Source organism: Occultella gossypii, from assembly GCF_019947135.1.
GTDB lineage: Bacteria > Actinomycetota > Actinomycetes > Actinomycetales > Beutenbergiaceae > Occultella > Occultella gossypii.
Window position 1 is genome coordinate 403,205 of the sequence record NZ_JAGSHT010000010.1, and the last position, 23,288, is coordinate 426,492.

At 71.7% G+C, this 23,288-nt stretch carries 19 protein-coding genes; 12 read left to right on the plus strand and 7 right to left on the minus strand.

Annotated features, from left to right (window positions below):
- Positions 1–30: 30 nt before the first annotated feature.
- Positions 31–1,017 (minus strand): nucleoside hydrolase, encoded by a 987-nt coding sequence (locus KCQ71_RS10880; protein WP_223405698.1) that lies wholly within the window; start codon positions 1,015–1,017, stop codon positions 31–33.
- Positions 1,018–1,147: 130 nt separating this feature from the next.
- On the opposite strand from KCQ71_RS10880, the gene KCQ71_RS10885 reads away from it, so the two are divergent.
- The 11 genes from KCQ71_RS10885 to KCQ71_RS10935 all read left to right on the plus strand — a co-directional run bounded on the left by KCQ71_RS10885 (position 1,148) and on the right by KCQ71_RS10935 (position 12,749).
- Complete coding sequence (locus KCQ71_RS10885; RefSeq protein ID WP_223405700.1) at positions 1,148–1,879, plus strand: NUDIX hydrolase; 732 nt, start codon at positions 1,148–1,150, stop codon at positions 1,877–1,879.
- A complete protein-coding gene (nadA, locus tag KCQ71_RS10890; RefSeq protein ID WP_223405702.1) occupies positions 1,876–3,168 on the plus strand; it encodes a quinolinate synthase NadA in 1,293 nt (430 codons plus the stop codon). The genes KCQ71_RS10885 and nadA overlap by 4 nt, the downstream gene beginning before the upstream one ends.
- Before the next feature lies 1 nt (position 3,169).
- Entirely contained in the window at positions 3,170–4,729 is a 1,560-nt protein-coding gene (gene nadB / locus KCQ71_RS10895) for an L-aspartate oxidase (RefSeq protein WP_223405704.1), read from the plus strand.
- Entirely contained in the window at positions 4,723–5,574 is an 852-nt protein-coding gene (nadC, locus tag KCQ71_RS10900; protein ID WP_223405706.1) for a carboxylating nicotinate-nucleotide diphosphorylase, read from the plus strand. The genes nadB and nadC overlap by 7 nt, the downstream gene beginning before the upstream one ends.
- On the plus strand, positions 5,574–6,719 hold the full coding sequence (locus tag KCQ71_RS10905) for a cysteine desulfurase family protein (RefSeq protein ID WP_223405707.1): 1,146 nt from the start codon (positions 5,574–5,576) through the stop codon (positions 6,717–6,719). Before nadC ends, KCQ71_RS10905 begins: the two co-directional genes overlap by 1 nt.
- Positions 6,720–7,003: 284 nt before the next feature.
- On the plus strand, positions 7,004–7,486 hold the full coding sequence (locus tag KCQ71_RS10910) for a nitroreductase/quinone reductase family protein (protein WP_223405709.1): 483 nt from the start codon (positions 7,004–7,006) through the stop codon (positions 7,484–7,486).
- A gap of 86 nt (positions 7,487–7,572) precedes the next feature.
- Positions 7,573–8,586, plus strand: a complete 1,014-nt coding sequence (locus KCQ71_RS10915) for a LacI family DNA-binding transcriptional regulator (protein WP_223405711.1) — start codon at positions 7,573–7,575, stop codon at positions 8,584–8,586.
- A 104-nt stretch (positions 8,587–8,690) separates the two neighbouring features.
- On the plus strand, positions 8,691–9,980 hold the full coding sequence (locus KCQ71_RS10920; RefSeq protein ID WP_223405713.1) for an ABC transporter substrate-binding protein: 1,290 nt from the start codon (positions 8,691–8,693) through the stop codon (positions 9,978–9,980).
- Positions 9,977–10,897: a carbohydrate ABC transporter permease gene (locus KCQ71_RS10925; RefSeq protein WP_223405715.1), complete on the plus strand. Its 921-nt coding sequence runs from the start codon at positions 9,977–9,979 to the stop codon at positions 10,895–10,897. Before KCQ71_RS10920 ends, KCQ71_RS10925 begins: the two co-directional genes overlap by 4 nt.
- Entirely contained in the window at positions 10,894–11,790 is an 897-nt protein-coding gene (locus KCQ71_RS10930) for a carbohydrate ABC transporter permease (protein ID WP_223405717.1), read from the plus strand. Before KCQ71_RS10925 ends, KCQ71_RS10930 begins: the two co-directional genes overlap by 4 nt.
- A 26-nt stretch (positions 11,791–11,816) precedes the next feature.
- A complete protein-coding gene (locus KCQ71_RS10935) occupies positions 11,817–12,749 on the plus strand; it encodes a dihydrodipicolinate synthase family protein (protein ID WP_223405719.1) in 933 nt (310 codons plus the stop codon).
- Positions 12,750–12,881: 132 nt separating this feature from the next.
- Here KCQ71_RS10935 and mfd read toward each other — a convergent pair whose 3' ends face one another.
- Positions 12,882–16,589 (minus strand): transcription-repair coupling factor, encoded by a 3,708-nt coding sequence (gene mfd, locus KCQ71_RS10940; RefSeq protein ID WP_223405721.1) that lies wholly within the window; start codon positions 16,587–16,589, stop codon positions 12,882–12,884.
- A gap of 176 nt (positions 16,590–16,765) precedes the next feature.
- Between mfd and KCQ71_RS10945 the strand changes: the two genes are divergently transcribed.
- Positions 16,766–17,887, plus strand: coding sequence for an LCP family protein (locus KCQ71_RS10945; protein WP_223405723.1), 1,122 nt, complete (start codon positions 16,766–16,768; stop codon positions 17,885–17,887).
- A 266-nt stretch (positions 17,888–18,153) separates the two neighbouring features.
- On the opposite strand, the gene KCQ71_RS10950 is transcribed toward KCQ71_RS10945, so the two are convergent.
- The 5 genes from KCQ71_RS10950 to KCQ71_RS10970 all read right to left on the minus strand — a co-directional run bounded on the left by KCQ71_RS10950 (position 18,154) and on the right by KCQ71_RS10970 (position 23,288).
- On the minus strand, positions 18,154–20,100 hold the full coding sequence (locus KCQ71_RS10950) for a ribosomal eL19 family protein (RefSeq protein WP_223405725.1): 1,947 nt from the start codon (positions 20,098–20,100) through the stop codon (positions 18,154–18,156).
- A 47-nt stretch (positions 20,101–20,147) separates the two neighbouring features.
- Positions 20,148–20,744, minus strand: coding sequence for an aminoacyl-tRNA hydrolase (pth, locus tag KCQ71_RS10955; RefSeq protein WP_223405727.1), 597 nt, complete (start codon positions 20,742–20,744; stop codon positions 20,148–20,150).
- Between the two features lie 16 nt (positions 20,745–20,760).
- Positions 20,761–21,414, minus strand: a complete 654-nt coding sequence (locus tag KCQ71_RS10960) for a 50S ribosomal protein L25/general stress protein Ctc (protein ID WP_223405729.1) — start codon at positions 21,412–21,414, stop codon at positions 20,761–20,763.
- A gap of 232 nt (positions 21,415–21,646) precedes the next feature.
- Positions 21,647–22,291, minus strand: a complete 645-nt coding sequence (locus KCQ71_RS10965) for an SIMPL domain-containing protein (protein ID WP_223405731.1) — start codon at positions 22,289–22,291, stop codon at positions 21,647–21,649.
- A gap of 19 nt (positions 22,292–22,310) precedes the next feature.
- Positions 22,311–23,288, minus strand: coding sequence for a ribose-phosphate diphosphokinase (locus KCQ71_RS10970; RefSeq protein ID WP_223405733.1), 978 nt, complete (start codon positions 23,286–23,288; stop codon positions 22,311–22,313).

Consider the following 23,288-nt stretch of genomic DNA (forward strand, 5'->3'; position numbering starts at 1 on the left):
ACCGGCAGCGGACCCGACGCCGTCGAACCGTCAGCGGTACTCGTCGGTGACGACGCGCTCGACCTCCGCGGCCGACTCCGGGAACAGGGTGGTCAGCAGGAGCCGGTAGAAGCGGGCCGCGTCCGCGCCGGTGCCGACCTGCGCGTTGCCCGCCGTGCCCGGGAAGTCCCCGGTGCGGGCCACCAGGGACCGACCCTCCTGCTCACCGTCGACGGCGATGGTGACGTTGGCCTCGACGGTCGCGACCACCTCGGGGTCGAGCAGGTACGCGGCGGCGAGCGGGTCGTGCAGGTCGAACGACAGGCTCCCGTTGGAGACGAACGCGAAGTTCGCGTAGGTGCGGGTGATCGCGTGGATGAAGCGGGACACCGGGGTGTCCAGCCGGAGCAACAGTTCACCGATCCCCGGCGTCAGGTCCGCCTCGGCGGTGGCGTCCAGGCCGACCATGACGACGTCGGCGAACCCCGCGGAGAACACGGCTTCGGACGCCTTCGGATCGCACCAGAGGTTGAACTCGGCCCATTGCGTCATGTTGCCGCCGCCCTCCGCCCCGCCCATCAGCACCAGGGACCGGACGTTGCCGGCGAACGTCGGGTCGGCCTGGACGGCCGCCGCGATGTTCGTCAGCGGGCCGAGCGTGAGCAGGGTGACCTCGCCCGGGTGGGCAGCGGTGTGCGAGATGAGGAAGTCGACGGCGGACTCCTCCCGTTCGCGCATTGTCACCGTCCGGCCGCCCTCGCCGCCGAGCCCGTCGGCGCCGTGCACGTCCGGGCTGAACTCCCGGCCGCGGGCGGCGCTGCCCTCGGCGCCGCGGTACACGCCGACGTCGGTCCGGCCGGCAAGCTCCAGCAGACGCAGTGCGTTGCCGGTCACCTGGTCCAGGTCGGCGTTGCCGCCGACGGTCGTGACGCCGTCGATCTGCAGCCGGTTCGCGGGCGCCGCCGCCGCGGCGCACAGGAACAGCAGCGCGATCGCGTCGTCGATGCCCGGGTCGGTGTCGATGATGATCCGCCGCACTGCTTGGCCTCCTCGTCAGGGTTGCCCAGCGTATCGCCGGTTGGACTCGACTGGACGTAATGGTCCGACTGACCTTAAGATCGATCCAGTGTTAACGTCTTGATGACTCTTACTCGTTCCGGAGGTGACCATGGCCCCGACGCTCGCGGTGTCGACGGTGATCTTCGCGCTGCGCACCGACGAGCGCAGTTCCGCCGCGATCGGGGCCCGGCCCCAGCTCTGGCTGCCGCTCGTGGTGCGCCTGCGGGACCCGTTCGACGGACGCTGGGCACTTCCGGGCGGTCCCCTGCGCGAGGACGAGGGCCTGGCCGACGCTGCCTCCCGGACCCTGCTGGAGACCACCGGGCTGCGCCCGAACTACCTGGAGCAGCTCTACGCGTTCGGCGACGCCGACCGGCCCGGCGCCGAGCACGGGCGGGTGGTCTCGGTCGTCTACTGGGCGATGATCGGGGCCGAGGAGGCGCACCTGGCCACCACCGGGCAGAACGTGCGTTGGCTGGCCGCGGACCGGCTGCCGAACCTGGCCTTCGACCACAACCGGATCGTGGAGTACGCGCTCTGGCGGTTGCGCACGAAGGTCGAATACTCCCGGATCGCGCATGCGTTCCTGGGCGAGACGTTCACCCTGCGCGAGCTGCGCGAGGTCCACGAGGTGGTGCTCGGCAAGGCGGTCGATCCGGCCAACTTCCGCCGTCAGGTGGAGGCGAGTGGCGCCGTCGTCCCCACCGGTCAGGTCCGCACCGGAGGCCGGCACCGGCCCGCCCAGCTGTACCGCTACGACACCGCCATCGAACCGGTCGATCTCGGCCCGCTGGCCCCCGAACCGCAGATGTCCCCCACCTCCACCGAGGAGACCCCATGACGACCACCGCTTCGGTCGACACCACCATCCAGCTGATCGACGCCGGCCGGGCCACGGGCTCGACCTGCAGCCCGGACCTCGCCAGCGGCCCGTGGGCGTTCGACGCCAGTCCCGGCTACGGGCCCGGCGCGTCGCTCGCGGACCCACCACCCGCCGTCGCCCCCCGACAGGGCGAGCTGCCCAGGGAATACCGCGAGGCGGACCCGGCCGACCTGGACGCGCGCGTGCGCGCCGCGAAGGCGACGCTCGGCGACCGGGTGGTCATCCTCGGGCACTTCTACCAGCGCGAGGAGGTCGTCACCCATGCGGACTTCGTGGGCGACTCCTTCCAGCTCGCGAACGCCTCGCTGACCCGCCCGGACGCCGAGGCGATCGTGTTCTGCGGCGTGCACTTCATGGCCGAGACCGCGGACCTGCTCTCCGGCCCCGAGCAGGCCGTGATCCTGCCGAACCTGGCCGCCGGCTGCTCGATGGCGGACATGGCGGACATCGACCAGGTCGAGGAGTGCTGGGAGCAGCTCACCGAGCTGTACGGCACCGAGCCCGGCGAGGACGGCAGGGTGCCGGTCATCCCGGTCACCTACATGAACTCCTCCGCGGCGCTGAAGGGCTTCTGCGGCCGCAACGGCGGCATCGTCTGCACGTCCTCGAACGCCGCCACGGTGCTGGAGTGGGCGTTCGAGCGCGGGCAGCGGGTGCTGTTCTTCCCGGACCAGCACCTCGGGCGCAACACCGCCAAGGCGATGGGCGTGCCGCTCGAGGCGATGCCGATGTGGAACCCGAACAAGCCGCTCGGCGGCAACGACGAGCAGGCCCTGACCGACGCCCAGGTGATCCTGTGGCACGGGTTCTGCTCGGTGCACCGCCGGTTCACTCCTGGTCAGATCGAGCAGGCCCGCGCCGAGCACCCGGGCGTGCGCGTGATCGTGCACCCGGAGTGCCCGATGCCGGTGGTCGACGCCGCCGACGAGTCCGGTTCCACCGAGTACATCCGCAAGGCGATCGACGCCGCCACCGAGCCGACCACGTTCGCGATCGGCACCGAGGTCAACCTGGTCCAGCGCCTGGCCGCGCAGTACCCGCAGCACACGATCTTCTGCCTGGACCCGGTGGTGTGCCCGTGCTCCACGATGTACCGGATCCACCCGGGCTACCTGGCCTGGGTGCTGGAGTCCCTGGTGGCCGGCGAGGTGCCGAACCGGATCACGGTCCCCGCGGACGTCGCCGACCCGGCCCGGCTGGCGCTGGAACGGATGCTCGCGGCCAAGCCTCCCGTGGCGGGAGCCTGAGATGGCGCGCGTGCTGGTCATCGGCTCCGGGATCGCCGGGCTCGTCGCGGCCGCGGAGGCCGCCCGCACCCATGACGTGGTGCTGGCCACGAAGGGCGACCTCGGGCTGAGCAACACCCGCTACGCCCAGGGCGGCATCGCCGCGGTGATGTTCGCCGAGGACGACGTGGCCGCGCACATCGCGGACACCCTCACCGCCGGCGCCGGGCTGTGCGACCCCGAGGCCGTCCGGGTGCTGTGCACCGAGGGCCCGGCCCGGATCCGGGACCTGGTCGCCGCCGGCGTCGAGTTCGACATGGCCGGCGGCCGTTTCGCCCAGGGCCTGGAGGCGGCGCACTCGTTCCCGCGGGTGCTGCACGCGGGCGGGGACGCCACCGGCGCCCGGATCGAGGCGGCACTGACCGCGCAGGTGCGCGCGAGCGCCGTGGCGATCCACGAGAACACGTTCCTGACCGACCTCGTCGTCGCCGACGGCCGCGTGGTCGGGGCGAGCCTGCTCGACGGCGCCGGTCACGTTCTCGAGGTCCGTGCGGACGCCGTGGTGCTCGCCACCGGCGGCGCCGGCCAGCTGTACCCGTACACGTCCAACCCCGCGGTGGCCACGGGCGACGGCGCCGCGGCGGCCGCGCGCGCCGGAGCCGCCCTGGCGGACCTGGAGTTCTACCAGTTCCACCCCACCACGCTCGCCCTGCCCGGGAACTTCCTGGTCTCCGAGGCCGTGCGCGGCGAGGGCGCGGTGCTGCGCGACGCCGACGGCGAGCGGTTCATGCTCGCCGTGCACCCCGACGCCGAGCTCGCCCCCCGGGACGTGGTGGCCCGGGCCGTGGCGGACCGGATGGCGGCGACGGGTGCGCCCGTGTACCTGGATGCCACCGCGTTCGGCGCCGACGCGCTCGCCCACCGGTTCCCCAGCATCGACGCCGCCGTGCGTGCCGCCGGCCTGGACTGGGCGCGCACACCGGTGCCGATCACCCCGGCCGCGCACTACTGGATGGGCGGCGTGGCCACCGACCTCTTGGGCCGCACCTCACTGCCCGGCCTGTACGCCGTCGGCGAGGTCGCCCGCACCGGCGTGCACGGTGCGAACCGTCTGGCCTCGAACTCCCTGCTCGAGGGCGCGGTGTTCGCCCACCGCGCGGTGCGGGCCCTGGCGAACCCGGACGCGGCCGGGCCCTGGCCCGCAGGCGGTTCGGTGGCCGCCTCGGCCACCGGTTCGCTGCGAGCGGTTCCGGCGCCACGCGGTGCCGGCGATGGCCCGTCGGAGGCGGCGCCGTTCTCCCGGGCCGCGGTGCAAGACCTGATGTGGGACGCCGTCGGGCTGCGCCGGCACGGCGTCGGGCTCGCGCGAGCCGCCCAGACGTTCGACGCCTGGGCGGCGAGCACGCCCGCCCCGCACTCCCCGGCCGAGCACGAGGACGCGAACCTGCTCCTGCTCGCCCGGCTCACCGCCCGGGCCGCGCTGGCCCGCACGGAGTCGGTCGGAGCGCACTTCCGCACCGACGAGCCGTTGGGCACGCGATCCGCCGCGCAGCCGACCGCCATGGCGGTGGGCGCATGCTGACCCGGACCGTGATCGAGGCGGCCGTGGCCGCCGCCCTGGCCGAGGACGCACCCTGGGGCGACCTGACCTGCGCGGCGCTCGTGCCGCCGTCGGCCACCGCGAGCGCCGAACTGGTGGCGCGCACCGAAGGCGTGTTCGCCGGCGGGGAGGTGTTCGCGGCCGCGTTCACACTGACCGACCCTTCGGTCGAGGTCACCCTCGCCGAGCCCGACGGCGCCGCGTTCGCCGCGGGGGCGATGCTGGCCCGGGTGGTCGGCCCGGCGGGCGCCGTGCTGCAGGCGGAGCGGATCGGGCTGAACTTCGCCCAGCGGCTGTCCGGGATCGCGACGGCGACGCGTGCCTACGTGGACGCCGTCGCGGGCACCGGGGCCAGGATCGTGGACACCCGCAAGACCACGCCGGGGCTGCGCGCGTTCGAGCGGCACGCCGTGCGGGCCGGCGGCGGGCACAACCACCGGTTCTCGCTGTCGGATGCGGTGATGGTCAAGGACAACCACCTGGCGGTGCTGGTGAACTCCGGCGTCGGTGTCACCGAGGCGCTGCTGGCCGCCCGCGACCGTCTGCCGCACACCACGCACATCGAGGTGGAGGTGGACCGGATCGACCAGCTCGACGCGGTCCTCGCGGCCGGGGTGGACACGATCATGTGCGACAACTTCACGCTCGACGAGCTGCGTGCGGGGGTCGCCCTGATCGGTGGCCGGGCGATCGTGGAGGCGAGCGGCAACGTGCGCCTGGACACCGTGCGAGCCATCGCCGAGACCGGCGTCGACGTGATCTCGGTCGGAGCGCTGACCCACTCCTCCCCCGCCCTGGACCTGGGGCTCGACGTGAGCGTGCACTGATGCTGTACCTGGACGCGGCCGCGACCACCCCGGTACGCCGGGAGGCGCTGGAGGCCATGTGGCCGTACCTGACCGGTGAGTTCGGGAATCCGTCCAGCCACCACACCGTCGGCGAGCGGGCCGCCGCAGCGCTGGCGGACGCCCGGTCCCGGGTCGCGGGCGTGCTCGGCTGCCGGCCCGGCGAGGTGGTGTTCACCTCGGGCGGGACCGAGGGCGCGAACCTGGCGATCAAGGGACTGGCGCTGGCGAACCCGCGGGGGCGGCACCTGGTCACGACCAGGATCGAGCACGAGGCGGTGCTGGCGTCGGTGGACTACCTGGTCCGCGTGCACGGGTTCTCGGTCACGCACGTGGCCGTGGACACCGATGGGCGGGTGCGGCCGGAGGCCCTCGACGCGGCCCTGCGCCCGGACACCACGCTGGTCTCGATCGCGCTGGCGAACAACGAGATCGGCACCCTGCAGGACATCACCTCCCTGGCCGCGGCCGCGCACGGACGTGGCGCCCTGTTCCACACCGACGCCGTCCAGGCGGCGGGTTGGCTGCCGGTCTCCGCGCGCGACCTCGGCGTGGATGCGCTCTCGATCTCCGGGCACAAGGTCGGCGCCGGGAAGGGCATCGGCGCGGTGTACCTGCGCGGCCGGCTGCCGGTGGAGCCGGTGCTGCACGGTGGCGGCCAGGAGCGCGAGCGACGCTCCGGCACCGAGAACGTGCCGGGGGCCGTCGCCCTCGGGATCGCGCTGTCGCTCGCCGAGGCGGAACGGGACCAACTGGCGCCCCGGGTGGGCGCGGCGCGGGAGTCGTTCATCGCCCGGGTGCTGGAGCTGGTCCCGACGGCGGTGCTCACCGGGCCACGGACTGTGCGCCTGCCGAACCACGCCTCGTTCTGCTTCCCGGGCACCAGCGGCGAGGCCGTGCTGCTGGAGCTGGAGCGCCTCGGCGTGGTCTCCTCGAGCGGCTCGGCGTGCGCGGCCGGCTCGGACGAGCCGTCGCACGTGCTGATCGCGATCGGGGTGCCACCCGAGGTCGCGCAGACGTCCGTCCGGTTCACGTTCGGGCGCGAGGTCACCGAGGAGGACCTGGCCGGTGCTGCGGAGTCGGTGGGCGCGGCGGTGGCGAGCGTCGCATCCGTGGGCACCGCCTGAGATCATCGCTTGCAGACGGTCGGAGGTCGACGTGGCTCAACTCTTGAACTCCAGTCGCAGCTACCCGACGGACGCCGCAAGCACGATGCGAGCCCACCCGAACCAACGGCGGTGAGCAGCCGCGGGTCGATCATTGCCACGCGGAACGTCCGCGACTTCGAACGTGCGGACATCGAGCTCATCAATCCTGGAGGCCGGACACCGCCACTCGTTGACCGTCCCGACACTGCCCACGTAGCGTTTTCGTATCGGGCCCGGCCGAGCCGAGCGAAGGAGACGTGCGGATGAGCGGCACAGGCCGGTCCACTCCGCCCCGACTCCCCCCGCGTTGGTTCATCCGCGTGTTCTGGGCGGGTCACCGAGCCGTGTTTCGCGGCTCCGGCGGGAGGGTCGGACTGAGCCGGCCCAAGCCGGGCAGGGCCGGCCTGATGCGGCTGCGGACCGTCGGCCGACGCACCGGCGACCCGCGCGCCGTCATGCTCGCCTACATCGAGGACGGCCCGAACCTCGTCACCCTCGCGATGAACGGCTGGGGCGACGCGCCGCCGGCGTGGTGGCTGAACCTGCAGGCGAGCCCGGAGGCCACGGTCGACCTGCCCGGCGAGGAGCGCGTCGTGCGCGGACGGGCAGCCCAGGGCGACGAACGCGAGCGCCTCTGGGCCCGGTACGCCGAGCTCTTCGAGGGCGATCTCGACGACTACGCCGCGATGCGCTCGAGGGAGACGCCCGTCGTGGTGTTCGAACCGGCAGCCGGCGGTCCGTCCTGACCGAGCCCGCGGATCCGGCCGGGCCTGACCGGACCGGGGACACGGGGTCGGACACCTCCGGGTCCGGGCTGGAATAGTGTCGGGGCGTGACCGAGGACGGCGACCGCGAGGCGGGCCAGGAGGAGAAGCGTTCCGCCACGATCTACGACGTGGCCCGGCGCGCCGGCGTCAGCCATCAGACCGTGGCCCGGTTCCTCAACGGTGAGGGCGGCATCCGGCCCTACAACAAGGTCAAGGTCGTCGCCGCGCTCGAGGAGCTGCGCTACCGGCCGAACATGGCCGCGCGCTCGCTGGCCACGAAGCGGACGTTCCGGATCGGCGCACTCGGGTTCGAGATCGCCGGACACAATCCGGGCCGGGTGCTGCAGGCGGCCAGTGATGCCGCCCGCGAGCTGGGCTACGTCGTCGAAGTGGTCGGCCTCGACCCGCTCGACCCGGGCCAGCTCGCCGACGGCGTCGAGACGCTGATCCGCAATGGGGTGGAGGGGCTTCTGATCACCTCCCCCACGGTCGGCATCGCCGACGAGCTCAGCCGCCTCCGGATCGATATCCCGGTGCTGGTGGACGGCGCCCGGGAGACCGACGAACTGCAGCGCCGGGGCACCCTGCTCGCCCTGGAACACCTGCACGCCCTCGGCCATCGGCGAATCGCTCACATCGCCGGGCCGTCCCAATGGACCGCGGCGCACCTGCGGCGAGCGACGTACGAGTCCTTCTTGGCCGAGCGCGCCGGGGCGCCCGTGGTCTGGGAGGGCGACTGGGAGTCCCGTTCCGGGTACGCCCACGCCGAGCGGGTGGCCGGCGACCGGTCGATCACCGCTGTGTTCGCCGCGAACGATCGCATCGCCCTCGGCGCACTGCTCCGGTTCCACGAGCTCGGGATCCGGGTGCCTGGTGACGTCAGCGTCGTCGGGTTCGACGACATGCCGGAGTCGGAGTTCTTCCACCCGCCCCTGACCACGGTCCGACAGCACTTCGACGCCGGCGGCCGGACGAGCGCTGCCCGGCTGATAGCGATGATCGAGGGCAGGTCGGTGGACGCGCCCTACCCCGAGCCCGAACTCATCGTCCGCGCCTCGACGGGGCCCGTCTCGACCTGAGGCTTGCGCCTCCCGAGCCATCGACCTAGAGTGGCCACTCTCAAAACGTTACCGGTAACGTTTCGATCCGAAACCTCAGATGTCAGCACGAAGGAGTGGTGTACATGCCAACGCGACGAACACGTTCAGCCGTCCTCACGGGCGCCCTCGCAGCCTCGGCCCTGGTCCTCGCCGGGTGCTCCGGATCCGATGCGGACGAAGGCCCGGTGGTCCTGGAGTACTGGTCCTGGGCCCCCAACATCGAGCAGGTCGTGGCCGTCTGGAACGAGGCCAACCCGGACATCCAGGTCGAGGTCAACACCGCTGTCGCCGGGGCCGAGATCACGGCCAAGCTGCTCGCGGCCGCCGAGGCAGGCAACCTCCCGGACGTCTCCAACACGACCTACGACAACCTGCCGAGCCTGATCATCAACGACATCGCGGCCGACGTCTCGGACGTCATGGGCGACCGCGAGGCGGAGACGGCCGGGCCGGCCTGGAACCTCACCACCTTCGGAGGCGTCAACTACGCCGTTCCCCAGGGGACCTCGCCGCAGATGCTGTTCTACCGCACCGACGTCTTCGCCGAGCACGGCATCGAGGCGCCGACCACCTGGGACGAGTACGCGCAGGCGGCCCGGACCATCCACGCCGCGGACCCGGACACCTATCTGGCCACGTTCCCGGCCAACGACGCGCAATTGTTCGCCGCGCTCAGCCAGCAGGCCGGCGCCCAGTGGTGGTCCCAGAGCGGAGACGCCTGGTCGGTGGACATCGCCGGCGACGCCAGCGGCCAGGTCGCGGACTACTGGGAGGGACTCGTCGACGAGGGCGTGGTCGCCACCATGAAGACCTACACCCCCGAATGGCAGGCCGCACTGGCCGACGGCACTCTCGTCAGCTGGCTCGGCGCAGTCTGGACGCCGCCGCTCATCGAGCAGAACGCCCCGGAGACTGCAGGCCTCTGGCAGGCGGTGGCGCTGCCCCAGTGGACCCTGGACGCGCCGGCAGCCGGCGTGATGGGCGGCTCCGGCACGATCGTGACCACGCAGTCCGACCATCCGGAGCAGGCCCGGGAGTTCGCCCTCTGGCTCAACACCTCGGACGAGGCACTGAACGCCTACATCGAGCACGCGAACATCTGGCCCGCGGCACTCAGCGGCCGGGACCTCGACGGGCTCGCGGAGCCGCCGAGCTTCATGGCGAACCAGCCGGACTTCTACGACCTCGCGGCGCAGATCGACGAGTACACGGTCGAGGTCACCTGGGGGCCGAACGTCGCGGCGGGGTTCGACACGTTCAACAACGCGTTCAGCGACGCGATCGCGAACGGGACCCCGTTCCGGGACGCACTCGAGACGGTCGAGACCTCGGTGGTCAGCGACCTCGAGACACTCGGGTACACGATCGAATGACGTCGCTGACCAGCCGGAGGAGCCGGCTCCGGCTCGCCCCGTACCTGTTCCTGGCACCGGCCCTCATCCTCGCGACCGCGCTGCTGACGGTGCCGATCGGGTACACCGTATGGCGGAGCCTGCACGCGACCCGGATCACCGGTGGTGGCCTCGGTGTCGCCGAGGAGGTCTTCGTCGGGATCGAGAACTACGTGCGGGTCCTCGGCCGAGCCGACCTGCTGCCCTCGTTCGGCCGGCTGCTCGGATTCGCGGTGATCTTCGTCCCGACCGCGATGGTGCTCGCACTCGTGTTCGCGCTCCTGCTCGACAACGTCTCGAGCAGACTGACCCGGTTCTCCCGCATCTCGATCTTCGTTCCCTATGCGGTCCCGGGGGTGATCGCGGCGCTCATGTGGGGATTCATGTACCTGCCGGGGGTCAGCCCCTTCCATGACGTCGCGGCTGCCCTGGGGCTACCCCGGCCCGACTTCCTCGGGCACTCGGGCATCATCGCCTCGATCGCCAACATCGCGATCTGGGGCGCGGTCGGCTTCAACATGGTGATCCTGTACACCGCCCTGCGCGGGCTGCCGAACGAGCTGTACGACGCGGCCCGGATCGACGGCTGCAGCGAGTGGCAGCTGGCCATCCGGATCAAGGTGCCGCTGGTCGTGCCCGGCCTGATCCTCACCGGGATGTTCACGGTGATCGGTGCGCTGCAGGTGTTCAGCGAGCCGAACACGATGGTGACGCTCTCGACCGCGATCGGGTCCGACTGGGTGCCGATGATGGTGGTCTATCGGGACGCGTTCATCACCAATGACCTCTACGGCGCGTCCGCGCTCGCGATCATCATCACCGTGGTCACGCTGGCCGCGTCGTTCCTGCTGCTCGGCATCGCCCAACGCCGGGCCTTCGGGTCGGAGAGCCGCTCATGACCACCACCCTGCCCCGCACCGGCGACCGGGTCGTGGCGGTAGCCCCGGCCCGGGCCCGCACCTCCTCCGGGATCCTGCCGACGGCCATCCTGCTGATCGGCGCGGCCTACTGCCTCCTGCCCGTGTACTGGCTGATCTCGGCCGCCACGAAGCGGCCCGACGAGCTCTTCTCGACCTTCTCCCTCGCCCCGAGCTTCAACGGCGGGTTCATCGACAATCTGGTCGGCCTGTCGCAGTACGCCGGCGGTGCCTTCTGGCAGTGGTGCCTGAACAGCCTGATCTACGCCGGCGGCGGCGCGGTCGCCGCGACCGCCGTGGCCGCGCTCGCCGGGTTCGCGCTGGCCAAGTACGAGTTCCCGGGCAAGCGGCTCGTGTTCGGGTACCTGCTCGTCGGCGTCCTGGTGCCCGGGGTGATCGTGGCCATCCCGCAGTACCTGCTGCTGTCCCAGCTCGGGCTCGCGGGCACCCGGTGGTCGATCCTGCTGCCCGCGATGATCAGCCCGTTCAGCATCTACCTGACCCGGGTGTTCACCGCCGGTGCGGTCTCCGACGAGGTGATCGAGTCGGCCCGCCTGGACGGCGCCCGCGAGTTCCGCCTGTTCCGGTCGGTGGCGCTGCCGATGATGGCTCCGGGCCTGATCACCGTGTTCCTGCTCCAGTTCGTGGGGATCTGGAACAACTTCCTGCTGCCGTTCATCATGGTCACCCGCAGCGACATGATGCCGCTCACGGTCGGCTTCTACTCGATGATGAACCAGGGCTCGGACCAGACCAACGTGTACAGCTTCGTGATCATGGGGTGCCTGCTCGCCGTCGTACCCCTGATCGCGCTCTTCCTGTTCCTCCAGCGCTACTGGCGGCTGGACCTCATCAGCGGTTCCCTCAAGGGCTGACCCCAGCCCGTCCCGAAAGGACTCTCGTGCCCACACTCCTGCCCGACGGCGCCTGGCCCGTCATGCTGACCCCGTTCCGCGCCGATCGCTCGATCGACTGGGACCAGGTCGCGGCCTACGCCGACTGGCTCGTGAAGCTGGGGTCTGCCGGTGTCTTCACCGTCGCCCTGTCCAGCGAGATGTACGACCTCACGCCTGTCGAGCGCCTGGAGCTCGCCCGTCGAGTCGTCGAGACGGTCGACGGTCGGGTACCAGTGATCGCCTCGGCGATCGGTGCCGACCCGGACGAGACGGCCGAGGCCGCCGCCGGACTGGCGGATGCCGGGGTGACCGCCGCCGTCCTGGTGAGCCCGTTGCTGGCCGCCCCCGACGAGGACGACGCGGCGTGGATCCGTGCCACCGAGCGGATCCTCGACCGGGTGCCCGACCTCGACTTCGGGGTGTACGAGTGCCCCGTGCCCTACAAGCGGTTGCTCACGCTCGAGACCGTCCGGTGGCTGGCCGAGACCGGCAGGTTCACGTTCTACAAGGACACCAGCCACCGGGTCGACGTGATGGCGGCACGGATCGAGGTCCTGGCCGGCACCCCGCTCCGCCACTACAACGCGGAGATCTCCTCCCTCGTCGAGAGCCTTCGTGCCGGCGGTGCAGGCTTCAGCGGCTACGCGGCGAACATCTATCCCGAACTCGTCGCGTGGCTGTGCGCGAACCACGACGTCGCACCCGAGGCAGACGTCGCCACCGTGCAGCGGGTCCTGAGCATCGCCGAGCACAGCATCAACGCCCGTTACCCGTCGTCTGCCAAGTTCTTCCTCGCGCACAGCTCCCGGCTGACCATGTCCAGCGTCAGCCGGTGGAAGCCCGAGTCCATCGGCAGCCACGACGGGCAGCCTCTGATCGACCTGGCCCGGTACCTCGAGAGCGCCGGCCTACCGGCACTCGACCCGGGCCGCCGCTGAGCCCCCCGCCGCACTGCGTGAACCGATCGCTCACGCAGTACCTGCAGCCTGAGGAAGGACGATCTACCGTTCTGTGTCAGGCGGCAGGTACTGCTTGACGGCGGCAGGCACTTCCTCGGCGCGACGCTCGTCCTACGAGGAGCTTGCCACCTTCGCGGCAGCGGCGACCGTCGCACCCGGGACCAGCACGGCGTCGATCAGATCGGTGACCCAGGTGATCAGCTGCTCGTCCCGCAGCGAGGTACCGCCGACACGGGAGGTCGTCGGGGCCGGCACCAGCGCGGTGCGCACCGCCGGCTTGAGGATGGTCCCGGGGTAGAGACGCTTGAGCCGCAACTGGGCAGACTCGGCCAGGTCGACCGGCGCGAACCGGATGTACTTGCCCTGCGCGGTCATGTCCACGAGCCCGGCGGCGCGGGCCTTGACCCGCAGCGCGGCGACGGCGAACAACCGCTCGACGGGCTCGGGCACCGGGCCGTACCGGTCGACGAGCTCCTCCCGGATGGCGTCGATCGCCGCGGCGTCCCCGGCCTTCGCGATCTTCGTGTACGCCTCCAGCCGGAGCCGCTCGTGCGCGATGTACTCATGCGGCAGGTGCGCGTCGATCGGCAGTTCCACCTTCAGCTCGGGCAGCTCCTCGGGCACCTCGCCGCGGAAGTTCGCGACCGCCTCGGAGACCATCCGCACGTACAGGTCGAAGCCGACGCCGGCGATGTGCCCGGACTGCTCCCCGCCGAGCAGGTTCCCGGCGCCACGGATCTCCAGGTCCTTCATGGCGATGGCGGTGCCCGAGCCGAGGTCGGTGTGCGCGGCGATGGTCTGCAACCGGTCGTGTGCGGTCTCGGTGAGCGGGCGTTCCGGGGGGTAGAGGAAGTAGGCGTAGGCGCGCTCGCGCCCGCGGCCCACCCGGCCCCGGAGCTGGTGCAGCTGGGACAGGCCGAGCACGTCCGAGCGTTCGACGATCAGGGTGTTCGCGTTCGAGATGTCCAGGCCGGTCTCCACGATCGTGGTGCAGACCAGGACGTCGAACCTCTTCTCCCAGAAGTCCATGATGACCTGCTCGAGCTGGTGCTCGCCCATCTTCCCGTGAGCGACGGCGATCCTCGCGTCGGGCACGAGCTCGGCGAGTTTCGAGGCGGTCCGGTCGATCGACTCGACCCGGTTGTGCACGTAGAAGACCTGCCCCTCACGCAGCAGCTCGCGCCGGATCGCGGCCGCGATCTGCTTCTCCGCGTAGGCGCCCACGAACGTGAGCACCGGGTGCCGCTCCTCCGGCGGGGTGGCCAGGGTGGACATCTCCCGGATCCCGGTGACGGCCATCTCCAGGGTCCGCGGGATCGGGGTGGCGCTCATCGCGAGCACGTCCACGTTCGTGCGCATCTGCTTGAGCGTCTCCTTGTGCTCCACCCCGAAGCGCTGCTCCTCGTCCACGACCACCAGGCCGAGGTCCTTGAAGTGCACCTCCCCGGTGAGCAGCCGGTGCGTGCCGATGACCACGTCGACCGTGCCGTCGCTGATGCCTTCCTTGATGGCCCGGGCCTCGGCGTCGCTCTGGAACCGGGACAGGCCCTTGACCACCACGGGGAACCCGGCGTACCGCTCGGAGAACGTGTCGAAGTGCTGCTGCACGAGCAATGTCGTGGGCACCAGCACGGCCACCTGCTTGCCGTCCTGGACGGCCTTGAACGCGGCCCGCACGGCGATCTCGGTCTTGCCGTAGCCGACGTCCCCGCTGATCAGCCGGTCCATCGGGACCGCCTTCTCCATGTCCGCCTTGACCTCGTCGATGGTGATCACCTGGTCCGGGGTCTCAACGAACGCGAACGCGTCCTCCAGCTCGCGCTGCCACGGGGAGTCCGGCGCGAACGCGTGTCCCTTCGTGGCCATCCGGGCCGAGTACAGCCGGATCAGCTCGCCGGCGATCTCCTTGATCGCCTTGCGGGCCCGGCCCTTCGTCTTGGCCCAGTCCGAGCCGCCCATCTTGTTCACCGACGGCGACTCCCCGCCGGTGTACTTGGTCACCTGGTCGAGGGCGTCGCTGGGCACGTAGAGCCGGTCCCCCGGCTGACCGCGCTTGGAGGCCGCGTACTCGATCACCAGGTATTCGCGGGTGGCGGCGGTGCGCCCGGTCCCGATGGTCCGCTGGACCAGCTCCACGAACTTCCCGACGCCGTGCTGCTCGTGCACCACATAGTCGCCCGGGCGCAGCGCGAGCGGGTCGACGACGTTGCGTCGCTTCGACGGCATCCGGCGCATGTCCCGGGTGGAGGTGCCGGCCCGGCCGGTCAGGTCGGCCTCGGTGAACACGGCCAGTTTGAGCGGTTCCGAGACGAAGCCGCGACCCACGCTCGCGGTGGTCACGAGCACGACGCCGGTCGGCGGCAGGTCGGGTGCCTCGCCCGGGTGGGCGTCGCCCTGGGCCGGTTCGACGGCGGAGACGAGCCGGGCTGGCACGTCGCCATCGAGGAGCTGCTCCACCATGCGGCGGGCGGGCCCGGCACCTTCGGTGACGAGCACCAGGCGCCAGGCGGCGCCGGTAAGGTTGCGCAGGTCCGCGACGGCCCGTTCGGTCTCGCCGCGGTAGCCCTCCACGTCCCGGGACGCCACCGTGACGGTGCGGGCGTCGAGCTCGTCATCGTCGTCGAGGAGTTCTTCGAGCTCGGCGTCGCCGGCGAACGAGCCGAACGTCCACCAGCCGAGTCCGCGGCGCGCGGCGACGTCGCGCACCTGGGCGATGGTGGCGAAGCTCGCCTCCGACAGGTCCAGCGGGGTGTTCGCCCCGGCCGCGGCCGAGGTCCACGCGGCGGCGAGGAACTCCTCGGTGGTCGCGACCAGGTCGTGGGCGCGGCGGCGGACCCGCTCCGGGTCGTTGATGATCAGCAGCGAGTCGGCCGGGACCAGATCCAGAACCGGCTCCATCCGGTCAACCAGGACCGGGGCGAGGGATTCCATGCCGTCGACGGCGATCCCCTGGCTGAGCTTCTCAAGCAGCTCGCCGGCTCCGGGCAACCGCTCGACGAGGGCCGCGGCCCGGGCCCGAACCGCGTCGGTGAGCAGGATCTCCCGGGTCGGCGGCGCCCAGATGCCATCCTCACTCACCTCGAGCGAACGCTGGTCGGCGGCCGAGAACCAGCGGATCTCCTCCACGTCGTCACCCCAGAACTCGATCCGCTGCGGGTGGTCCTCGGTGGGCGCGAACACGTCCAGCAGACCACCACGGACGGCGAACTCGCCGCGACGTTCCACCATGTCCACCCGGGTGTAGGCGGCGGCCACGAGCCGGGATACGACGTCCTCCATCGGTGCGGTGTCGCCCGCGCGCAGCGCCACCGGCTCCAGGTCGCCGAGCCCGGCGACCACCGGCTGGAGTGCCGCACGCACGGGCAGGATCAGCACCCGGATCGGGCGGGTCGACCCACCCGCCCCGGTGCGCGCGGCACCCGCGGACGCTCCGCCGTCGGGCGTGGGCTCTTCCCCTGCGAGGGCGAGCGGCTCCGCGTGGGCGAGCCGACGCAGCACGGCGATACGGCGCGCGACCGTGTCGCTGCGCGGCGAGAGCCGCTCGTGCGGGAGGGTCTCCCAGGACGGGAACACCGCCACGTCCGCCGGATCGAGGTAGGCGGCCAGTGCGGCGGCGAGCTCGTCGCCCTCGCGACCGGTCGCCACGACCACCACCAGCGGCCGGGTGCCGCGACCGGCGAGCTCGGCGAGCAGCGGGGCACGGACCCCGACCGACGCGGAGACGTCGATCGCGCCGCGGGCAGACAGCGACTCCAGGAGCTCGCGCACGCCGTCGTCGGCGCGCAGTGCAGGCAGGATTCCGGTGAGGTTCTTGGGCACGCGAGGCTTCCTTCCAGGGCGGTGCGGGAGACTGCTTGCCCCCGTTTGCCGCACACGTCGAGCCCGGACCGAATCTCGGGCCGGGTCAGGTGCGCCCTCAAGCGTACGCCCGCCGCGGGAAGTCGCTTGTATCCTGGGCGCAAGGCCGGTGGTGGCCAGAATCCGAGGTTGCAGACATGGCCACAGACCCACAGGGCGACGACGAGACCGACGCGCTTCCCGAGCCCGAGGCCGGGTCCGGTCCGAGGCGGGGGCGGAGGCGGGTCAGCCGCACGCGAGTCGCGCTGCTCGTCGCCGCCGGCCTGATCGTCGTGCTACTCGGAGGACTGATCGCCACCATCGCGGTGATCCAGAACCGGATATCGGCGAACATCGACTGGATCGAAGATCCGTTCGAGGGTCTGACCGATCGGCCCAGCGCGGGCGCCGAGGCCGGAGAGGGCGCCACCGAGGAGCCGGTCGGGGCGGCCGTGAACATCCTCATGCTCGGGTCGGACAGCCGGATCTCCGCCGGTGATCCCAGCCAGTGGTCCTATGGTGCGCAGCGCACCGACGCGATCATGCTGGTCCACATCGCCGGCGACCGGCAGTCGGCGCAGGTCATGTCGATCCCCCGGGACTCCTGGGTGCCGATCCCCGGTCACGGCGAGAACAAGATCAACGCCGCGTTCTCCTTCGGCGGGCCCGCGTTGCTGATCCAGACCGTCGAGGACCTCACCGGTGTGCACATCGACCACTTCGCCGTCGCGGACTTTGAGTCCTTCGCCGTGCTCACCGACGAGCTCGGCGGCGTGGAGATCGACCTGCCGAACGGTCTCGACAACGCCGGTGTGACCCTGGCTCCCGGGACGCACACGCTCACCGGGGAGCAGGCACTGGCCTACGCCAGGCAGCGCTATGACCTGCCCGGCGGCGACTTCGACCGGGTTGCCCGGCAGCAGAACTGGATGCGTGCGATGGTCTCGCAGGCGTTCCGCACCGATGTCCTCGCCGACCCGATGCAGCTGACGAGCCTGCTCGACGCGGTCTCCTCGAGCCTGTCCGTCGACGAGGGCTTCACGGTCGCCACCATGCGCGACCTCGCGCTCAGTCTGCGGGACCTGCGCCCGGGCTCGATGGACTACCTGACCGTGCCGGTCGAGGGCACCGGCCGCAGCCCGGACGGGCAGCAGTCGATCGTGGTCCTGGACCAGGCGCGTTTCGACGCCCTCATGGACGCCGTGGCCACCGATGCGCTGTCGCAGTACCTGGCCGAGCACCCGGACGACGTGACCATACTCGGCTCGGCAGTGAACTGAGGATGGGCGGGCCCCACCGGCCCTCGATGTCGCCGAGCAGGGTGTCGACCGCGCGCAGCCGCCTACTCAGGATCCGGGTCTCGGTGGGATCCGGACTCGTGTTGACGCCGATCAGCAACTGATCGCGATACCGGCGGATCTCTTGGATACGAACCTCGTCGTTCACGGACATCTACGCCTCCCTTCGTAGCCTCCCCAGGCGGCCCCCCAGCCGGGCGAGGAGTGGTGGTGCTTGGACTGATTGTGTGCCGAGCACCTCGATTGCATCAATGGGTCGGTGCGGATGGGCCTCCCGGGGTGGGTCCGGCCGGGGGCTGCTGGCCCGGGTTTCGGACGGCTGGGTCCGGCGGGGCGCCGTATTGGCCCAGTTGCGCGCCGTACGAACCCGGCTGCCCGGCGTACGGACCCGGCTGCCCGGCGTACGGACCCGGCTGCCCGGCGTACGGACCCGGCTGCCCGGCGTACGGACCCGGCTGCCCGGCGTACGGACCCGGCTGCCCGGCGTACGGACCCGGCTGCGCGACGTACTGGCCCGGCTGGGCGGCGTACGGACCCGGCCAGCCCGTGCTGCCCGCGTCCGCACTGACGATCCGCACGCGCGCCAGCTGCGAGGTCAGGAGCGCGAAGGCGGCGGCGAAGAGCACCACCAGCGGCACCGGGGTCAGCAGACCGAGCACGGATCCGGTCTCGAACCGCCGCGAGAACAACTGCGTCAGCACCAGGACGGCGTGCTGGGAGTCCGGGCTGAACGAACTCAGGTACGGCCACAGTGCGCCCTGCGGACCCAGCCACGTCTCGATGGCGAACACCCCGAGCACAGTCAGGCCGGCGACTCGCGGGGCGCTGCGCCGGTCCGGGCTGCGCCGGACCGCAGCGAACAGGAACGTGAACAGGAACAGGGCGCCGATCGTCAGGAACGGCGGCTCGAGAGTCGGCCGGTTCAGCCAGTTGAGGTCCCGCAGGATCAGGAAGTAGGCGGGCGCGAGTGCTCCTAGGCCCACGAACAGCCACGGCGCGAAGAACCAGAGGACCCGTTCGCTTCGCGGGCCGAACGGGCGCAGGTAGCCGATGGCGTACCCACCGGCGGCGGCGATCGCGGTGCCCACCAGCGCGTTGCCCAGTGCGCTGCCCCACGTCGTCACGAACACCCCGGCCGCCGAGATTCCGAGCTCTTCCTCCGGCAGACCGAGGCTGGTCAGCCAGGGCAGCGCGACCAGGATCAGGCCGACCAGCGCGACCGCCGCGAGCACTACCCCAACGATGCCCGCCGCGCCATCGGTGCGCGGGACCGGCGGTGGCTCGATGCGGTAACGCGTGCCGACCACCAGAGCGGTCCCGAGCAGCCCGAAGAGCACGAGCGGGATCAGCACCACGATCGCGATCGCGCCGGCCACCCCGGCGTCGGCGTAGAGGAAGGCACTCTCATAGATCAACGCGCCAGGAAGCTCGCGGTCGCCTCCGACGATGTAGGGCGTGAAGGTCTGCCAGCCGACGGCGATCCCAGCGAGCCCGGTTCCGACGAGCGCCAGCGCGGTGGCGCGACCGCGGCCGGGTCCGTCCACGAGCCGCCCGACGAGGGCCCCGACGAGCAGTGCTGCCCCGAGCCCGACGGCGAGGAAGCCGAGGACGATCCCGGCGCCGTCACCCCGGGCGAGCGGGCCGACGCCGAAGCCGTACGAGAACGGGGCCATGGTCACGAGGCCGGCGCCGAGGATGCCGAGGCCGATCGCGGCCGCGCGGGCCGACGCCTTCGCCAGGAGCCGACCGATGAGCATCCCCACGCCGAAGCCGAGGAGCGCCGGGGCGAGGCCGGCCGCGGCGCCGACCAGCAGACCGGTCAGCAGCTCGGGTGGGATCTGCCCGTAGTTGTCGAGCCCGACGAAGACCCCGCCGCCGAGGAGCGCACGCTCCTGGAGGCTGGAGATGAAGAGGCGCACGGTGGGGATGATCTGACCCAGGAGCAGGGCGATGGCGGCCGGCGCGAGGAGCAACAGGCCCAGGCCGGTCCGGGCCGGCGGCTCGGCGGACGTGCCGAGCGGCGATGGTGCATAGGGACCCGGCGCAGGCGCCGTCGCATGGGGGCCGTGCTGCGGCACCGGCGCGGACGGGCCCGGTTGAGGCGCGTGGGTGCCGTGCTGCCCGGCCGGTCGCTGCTGACCGGCTTGCTGGTGCGACGACGCACCCGTCCATGGCCCCTGATCCGGCGTCCCCATGCAGGGGAGGGTAGCAAGTCCCGATTGCCGGCCTCGGCCGGGCGGGCTCAGGCCCTCGCGGTGTGCAGCGCCGTCTGGGCCTTCTCCAGCCCGATGGACAGCACGTCCCGGACGGCGTCGGCGGCCTCCTCGAGGGTGACGCCGAGCTCGGCGCGCTCGGCGGCGGAGAAGTCCCGCAGCACGTAGTCGGCCGGGTCCATCCGGCCGGGCGGGCGGCCGATGCCGACGCGCAGCCGCAGGTAGTCGCGGTCGCCGAGGGCCTGCGAGATGGACTTCAGTCCGTTGTGGCCGCCCTCGCCCCCACCGCGCTTGAGCCGCAGCGTGGTGGCGGGCAGGTCGAGCTCGTCGTGGATGACCAGGAGGTGGTCGGGTTCCACGTCGTAGAACCGGCAGAGCCCCGCGACGGGGCGGCCGGAGACGTTCATGTAGCTGGACGGCTTGGCCAGGACCACGCGCGGGCCGGGCGCACCGCCCGGCAGGGTGCCCAGGCGACCGTCCAGCACGGTGGCGCCGGCCTTGTGCGTCGTGAAGGAGCCGGGGACGTCCCGGGCGAGCACGTCGAGGACCATCTGACCGACGTTGTGCCGGTTCCCGGCATAGGTGGGCCCGGGGTTACCCAGGCCCACCACCAACCAGACGCTCATGACTGTGCCGAGAGGCTCAGGCCTGCTCGTCGGCTCCGGCCGGGGCAGCGGCCTCGCCCGCAGCACCGGCAGCCTCGCCGGCAGCCTCGGCCTCGGCGTCGGCCTCCAGGTCCTCGGCGGAGGCGCGCGGCACGGTCACGTTGATGACCACCGATTCGGGGTCGACCTCGAGCACCGAGCCGGCCGGCAGGGTCAGCTCGCCCACGCGGACGATGCTGCCCTCCTCGAGGCCCTCGATGTTGACCTCGACGTGCTCGGGCAGGTTGGTCGCCTCGGCCTGCAGGCTGATGGTCTGCATGTCGAGGGTGTGGATGGTGCCGGGGGCGGTCTCACCGATGATCACGACGGGCACGTCGACGATGACCTTCTCGCCACGACGGACGAGGATGAGGTCGAGGTGGTCGATGGTGCGGCGGATGGCGTCGCGCTGCACGTCCTTGACCAGTGCGAGCTCGTGGTTGTCTCCGAAGTCCAGCGTGAGCAGGGCGTTCGCGTTGCCCTTCAGCGCCAGGAACGTAGCGTGGTCCGGCAGCGACAGGTGCACCGGGTCGGTGCCGTGGCCGTACAGCACGGCGGGGATGAGGCCCGCGCGGCGGGTGCGGCGAGCGGCGCCCTTGCCGAACTCGGTACGGACGGTGGCCTTCAGGACGTTCTCGTTGCTCTCAGACATGGATGTCTTCTCCAAAGATGGTGGGGGCGGCGGGTGGCCTCAGCGCGGGACGTCGGGCGGGCGGCTCACGGTCGCGCTCCACCACGTCGATCACGGACCCGGCGGCTGCGCGTGCGGCCGCCCGGCATCCCTCGCCGAGGCAACCTGGACATCCTACCCGCACAGGCGAGTTGGCGGAAACCGGGCGGATCCGGTCTTCGTCACAGTGCGTGGCGCCGTCCCGGCGCCGGCGTCAGGCGCCGGGGCCGTCCGCCCAGTCCCAGTGCACCGTCACGCTCGCGCCCACGGTCTGCTCGCCACCCTCGACCGGCATCGACGCCGCCGCCGCGAACGCCCGCGCCTTCGGCATGCCCGGCACCACGTCCGAGCCGCCCTCGTGAACGGCCACCACGGCACCCAGGGCGCGACCGGCCAGGTCCGCGTACTGCTCGGCCCGGCGGCGCGCGTCGGCGAACGCCGCCGCGCGGGCCTGGGCCTGCGCCTGCGCGGGCTCAGAGATACCGAAGGTGAGCGAATCGATCCGGGCGACCGGTCCGCCGTCGGCCAGTGCCGCATGGACCTGCCCACCCGAGGCGCCCACGTCCCGCAGCACGGCGCGCAGCCCGAGCCGCACGTGGACCCGGCTGGGCGCCGGTTCACCGGTGTCCGTGGTGCGGTCCTCGTGCCAGATCGAGGTCTGGGTGGTGCGCAGGTCGCTTCGGTCGACGCCGCGCGCGAGCAGCCCGTCGCGGATCCGGGCGAGGCCCTGCTCCGCCGTGGGCAGGACCTCGGACAGGTCCGGTCCGCTCACGGTGACACCGAGGTCGGCGTGCACCACGTCGGGCTGTACGTCAACGCCACCGGTCCCGGTGACGACGATGCCGCCGTCGGTCGTCATCGCTGCAGCCTAGTGGGCCTCAGACCCCGTCGAACAGGCTGGTGACGGAGCCGTCGTCGAACACCTCGCGGATCGCGCGGCCGAGCAGCGGGGCGATGGACAGGACGGTCAGCTTCGCGAACCGCTTCTCGACCGGGATCGGCAGCGTGTCGGTGATGATGACCTCGCGGGCACCGCTCTCCTGGAGCCGGCTCACGGCCGGGTCGGAGAGCACCCCGTGGGTCGCGGCGACGATCACGCTGCGGGCGCCCGCGGCGGTGAGCACCTTCACGGCCTCGGCGATGGTGCCGCCGGTGTCGATCAGGTCGTCGACCAGCACGCAGTCGCGGTCCGCGACCTCGCCGACCACCCGGTTGGCCACGGCCTGGTTCGGGCGGTTGATGTCGCGGGTCTTGTGGACGAACGCCAGGGGCACGCCACCGAGCTTGGCAGCCCACTGCTCGGCGACCCGGATCCGGCCGGCGTCCGGCGAGACCACGGCTGCGTTCGCGACGTCGACGCGGGTCCGGACGTAGTCGGTGAGGATCGGCATCGCCCACAGGTGGTCCACCGGGCCGTCGAAGAAGCCCTGGGTCTGCGCGGCGTGCAGGTCCACGCTCATGATGCGGTTGGCCCCGGCGGTCTTGAACAGGTCCGCCATCAGCCGCGCGGAGATCGGCTCGCGGCCGCGGTGCTTCTTGTCCTGACGGGCGTATCCGTAGAACGGCACGACCGCGGTGATCGACTTCACGGACGCCCGCTTGAGCGCGTCGACCATGAGCAGCTGCTCCATGATCCACTCGTTGATCGGAGCCGTGTGGGACTGCAGCACGAACGCGTCGGCGCCGCGCACGCTCTCGGCGAACCGGACGTAGATCTCACCGTTGGCGAAGTCGTAGGCCGTGGTCGGGACCACCTCGATACCCAGCTCGTCGGCCACCGCGGCCGCGAGTTCGGGATGCGCACGGCCGGAGACGAGGACGAGTCGATTCTCGCCGTGGCTGGTGATACCTGTCAT

Excerpts from the sequence above, each read along its gene's own strand:
- KCQ71_RS10885 (WP_223405700.1), top strand. The coding sequence starts at position 1,148 with ATGGCCCCGACGCTCGCGGTGTCGACGGTGATCTTCGCGCTGCGCACC.
- nadA (WP_223405702.1), top strand. The coding sequence starts at position 1,876 with ATGACGACCACCGCTTCGGTCGACACCACCATCCAGCTGATCGACGCC.
- nadB (WP_223405704.1), top strand. The coding sequence starts at position 3,170 with ATGGCGCGCGTGCTGGTCATCGGCTCCGGGATCGCCGGGCTCGTCGCG.
- nadC (WP_223405706.1), top strand. The coding sequence starts at position 4,723 with ATGCTGACCCGGACCGTGATCGAGGCGGCCGTGGCCGCCGCCCTGGCC.
- KCQ71_RS10905 (WP_223405707.1), top strand. The coding sequence starts at position 5,574 with ATGCTGTACCTGGACGCGGCCGCGACCACCCCGGTACGCCGGGAGGCG.
- KCQ71_RS10910 (WP_223405709.1), top strand. The coding sequence starts at position 7,004 with ATGAGCGGCACAGGCCGGTCCACTCCGCCCCGACTCCCCCCGCGTTGG.
- KCQ71_RS10920 (WP_223405713.1), top strand. The coding sequence starts at position 8,691 with ATGCCAACGCGACGAACACGTTCAGCCGTCCTCACGGGCGCCCTCGCA.
- KCQ71_RS10925 (WP_223405715.1), top strand. The coding sequence starts at position 9,977 with ATGACGTCGCTGACCAGCCGGAGGAGCCGGCTCCGGCTCGCCCCGTAC.
- KCQ71_RS10930 (WP_223405717.1), top strand. The coding sequence starts at position 10,894 with ATGACCACCACCCTGCCCCGCACCGGCGACCGGGTCGTGGCGGTAGCC.
- KCQ71_RS10945 (WP_223405723.1), top strand. The coding sequence starts at position 16,766 with ATGGCCACAGACCCACAGGGCGACGACGAGACCGACGCGCTTCCCGAG.
- KCQ71_RS10950 (WP_223405725.1), bottom strand. The coding sequence starts at position 20,100 with ATGGGGACGCCGGATCAGGGGCCATGGACGGGTGCGTCGTCGCACCAG.
- pth (WP_223405727.1), bottom strand. The coding sequence starts at position 20,744 with ATGAGCGTCTGGTTGGTGGTGGGCCTGGGTAACCCCGGGCCCACCTAT.
- KCQ71_RS10960 (WP_223405729.1), bottom strand. The coding sequence starts at position 21,414 with ATGTCTGAGAGCAACGAGAACGTCCTGAAGGCCACCGTCCGTACCGAG.
- KCQ71_RS10965 (WP_223405731.1), bottom strand. The coding sequence starts at position 22,291 with ATGACGACCGACGGCGGCATCGTCGTCACCGGGACCGGTGGCGTTGAC.
- KCQ71_RS10970 (WP_223405733.1), bottom strand. The coding sequence starts at position 23,288 with ATGACAGGTATCACCAGCCACGGCGAGAATCGACTCGTCCTCGTCTCC.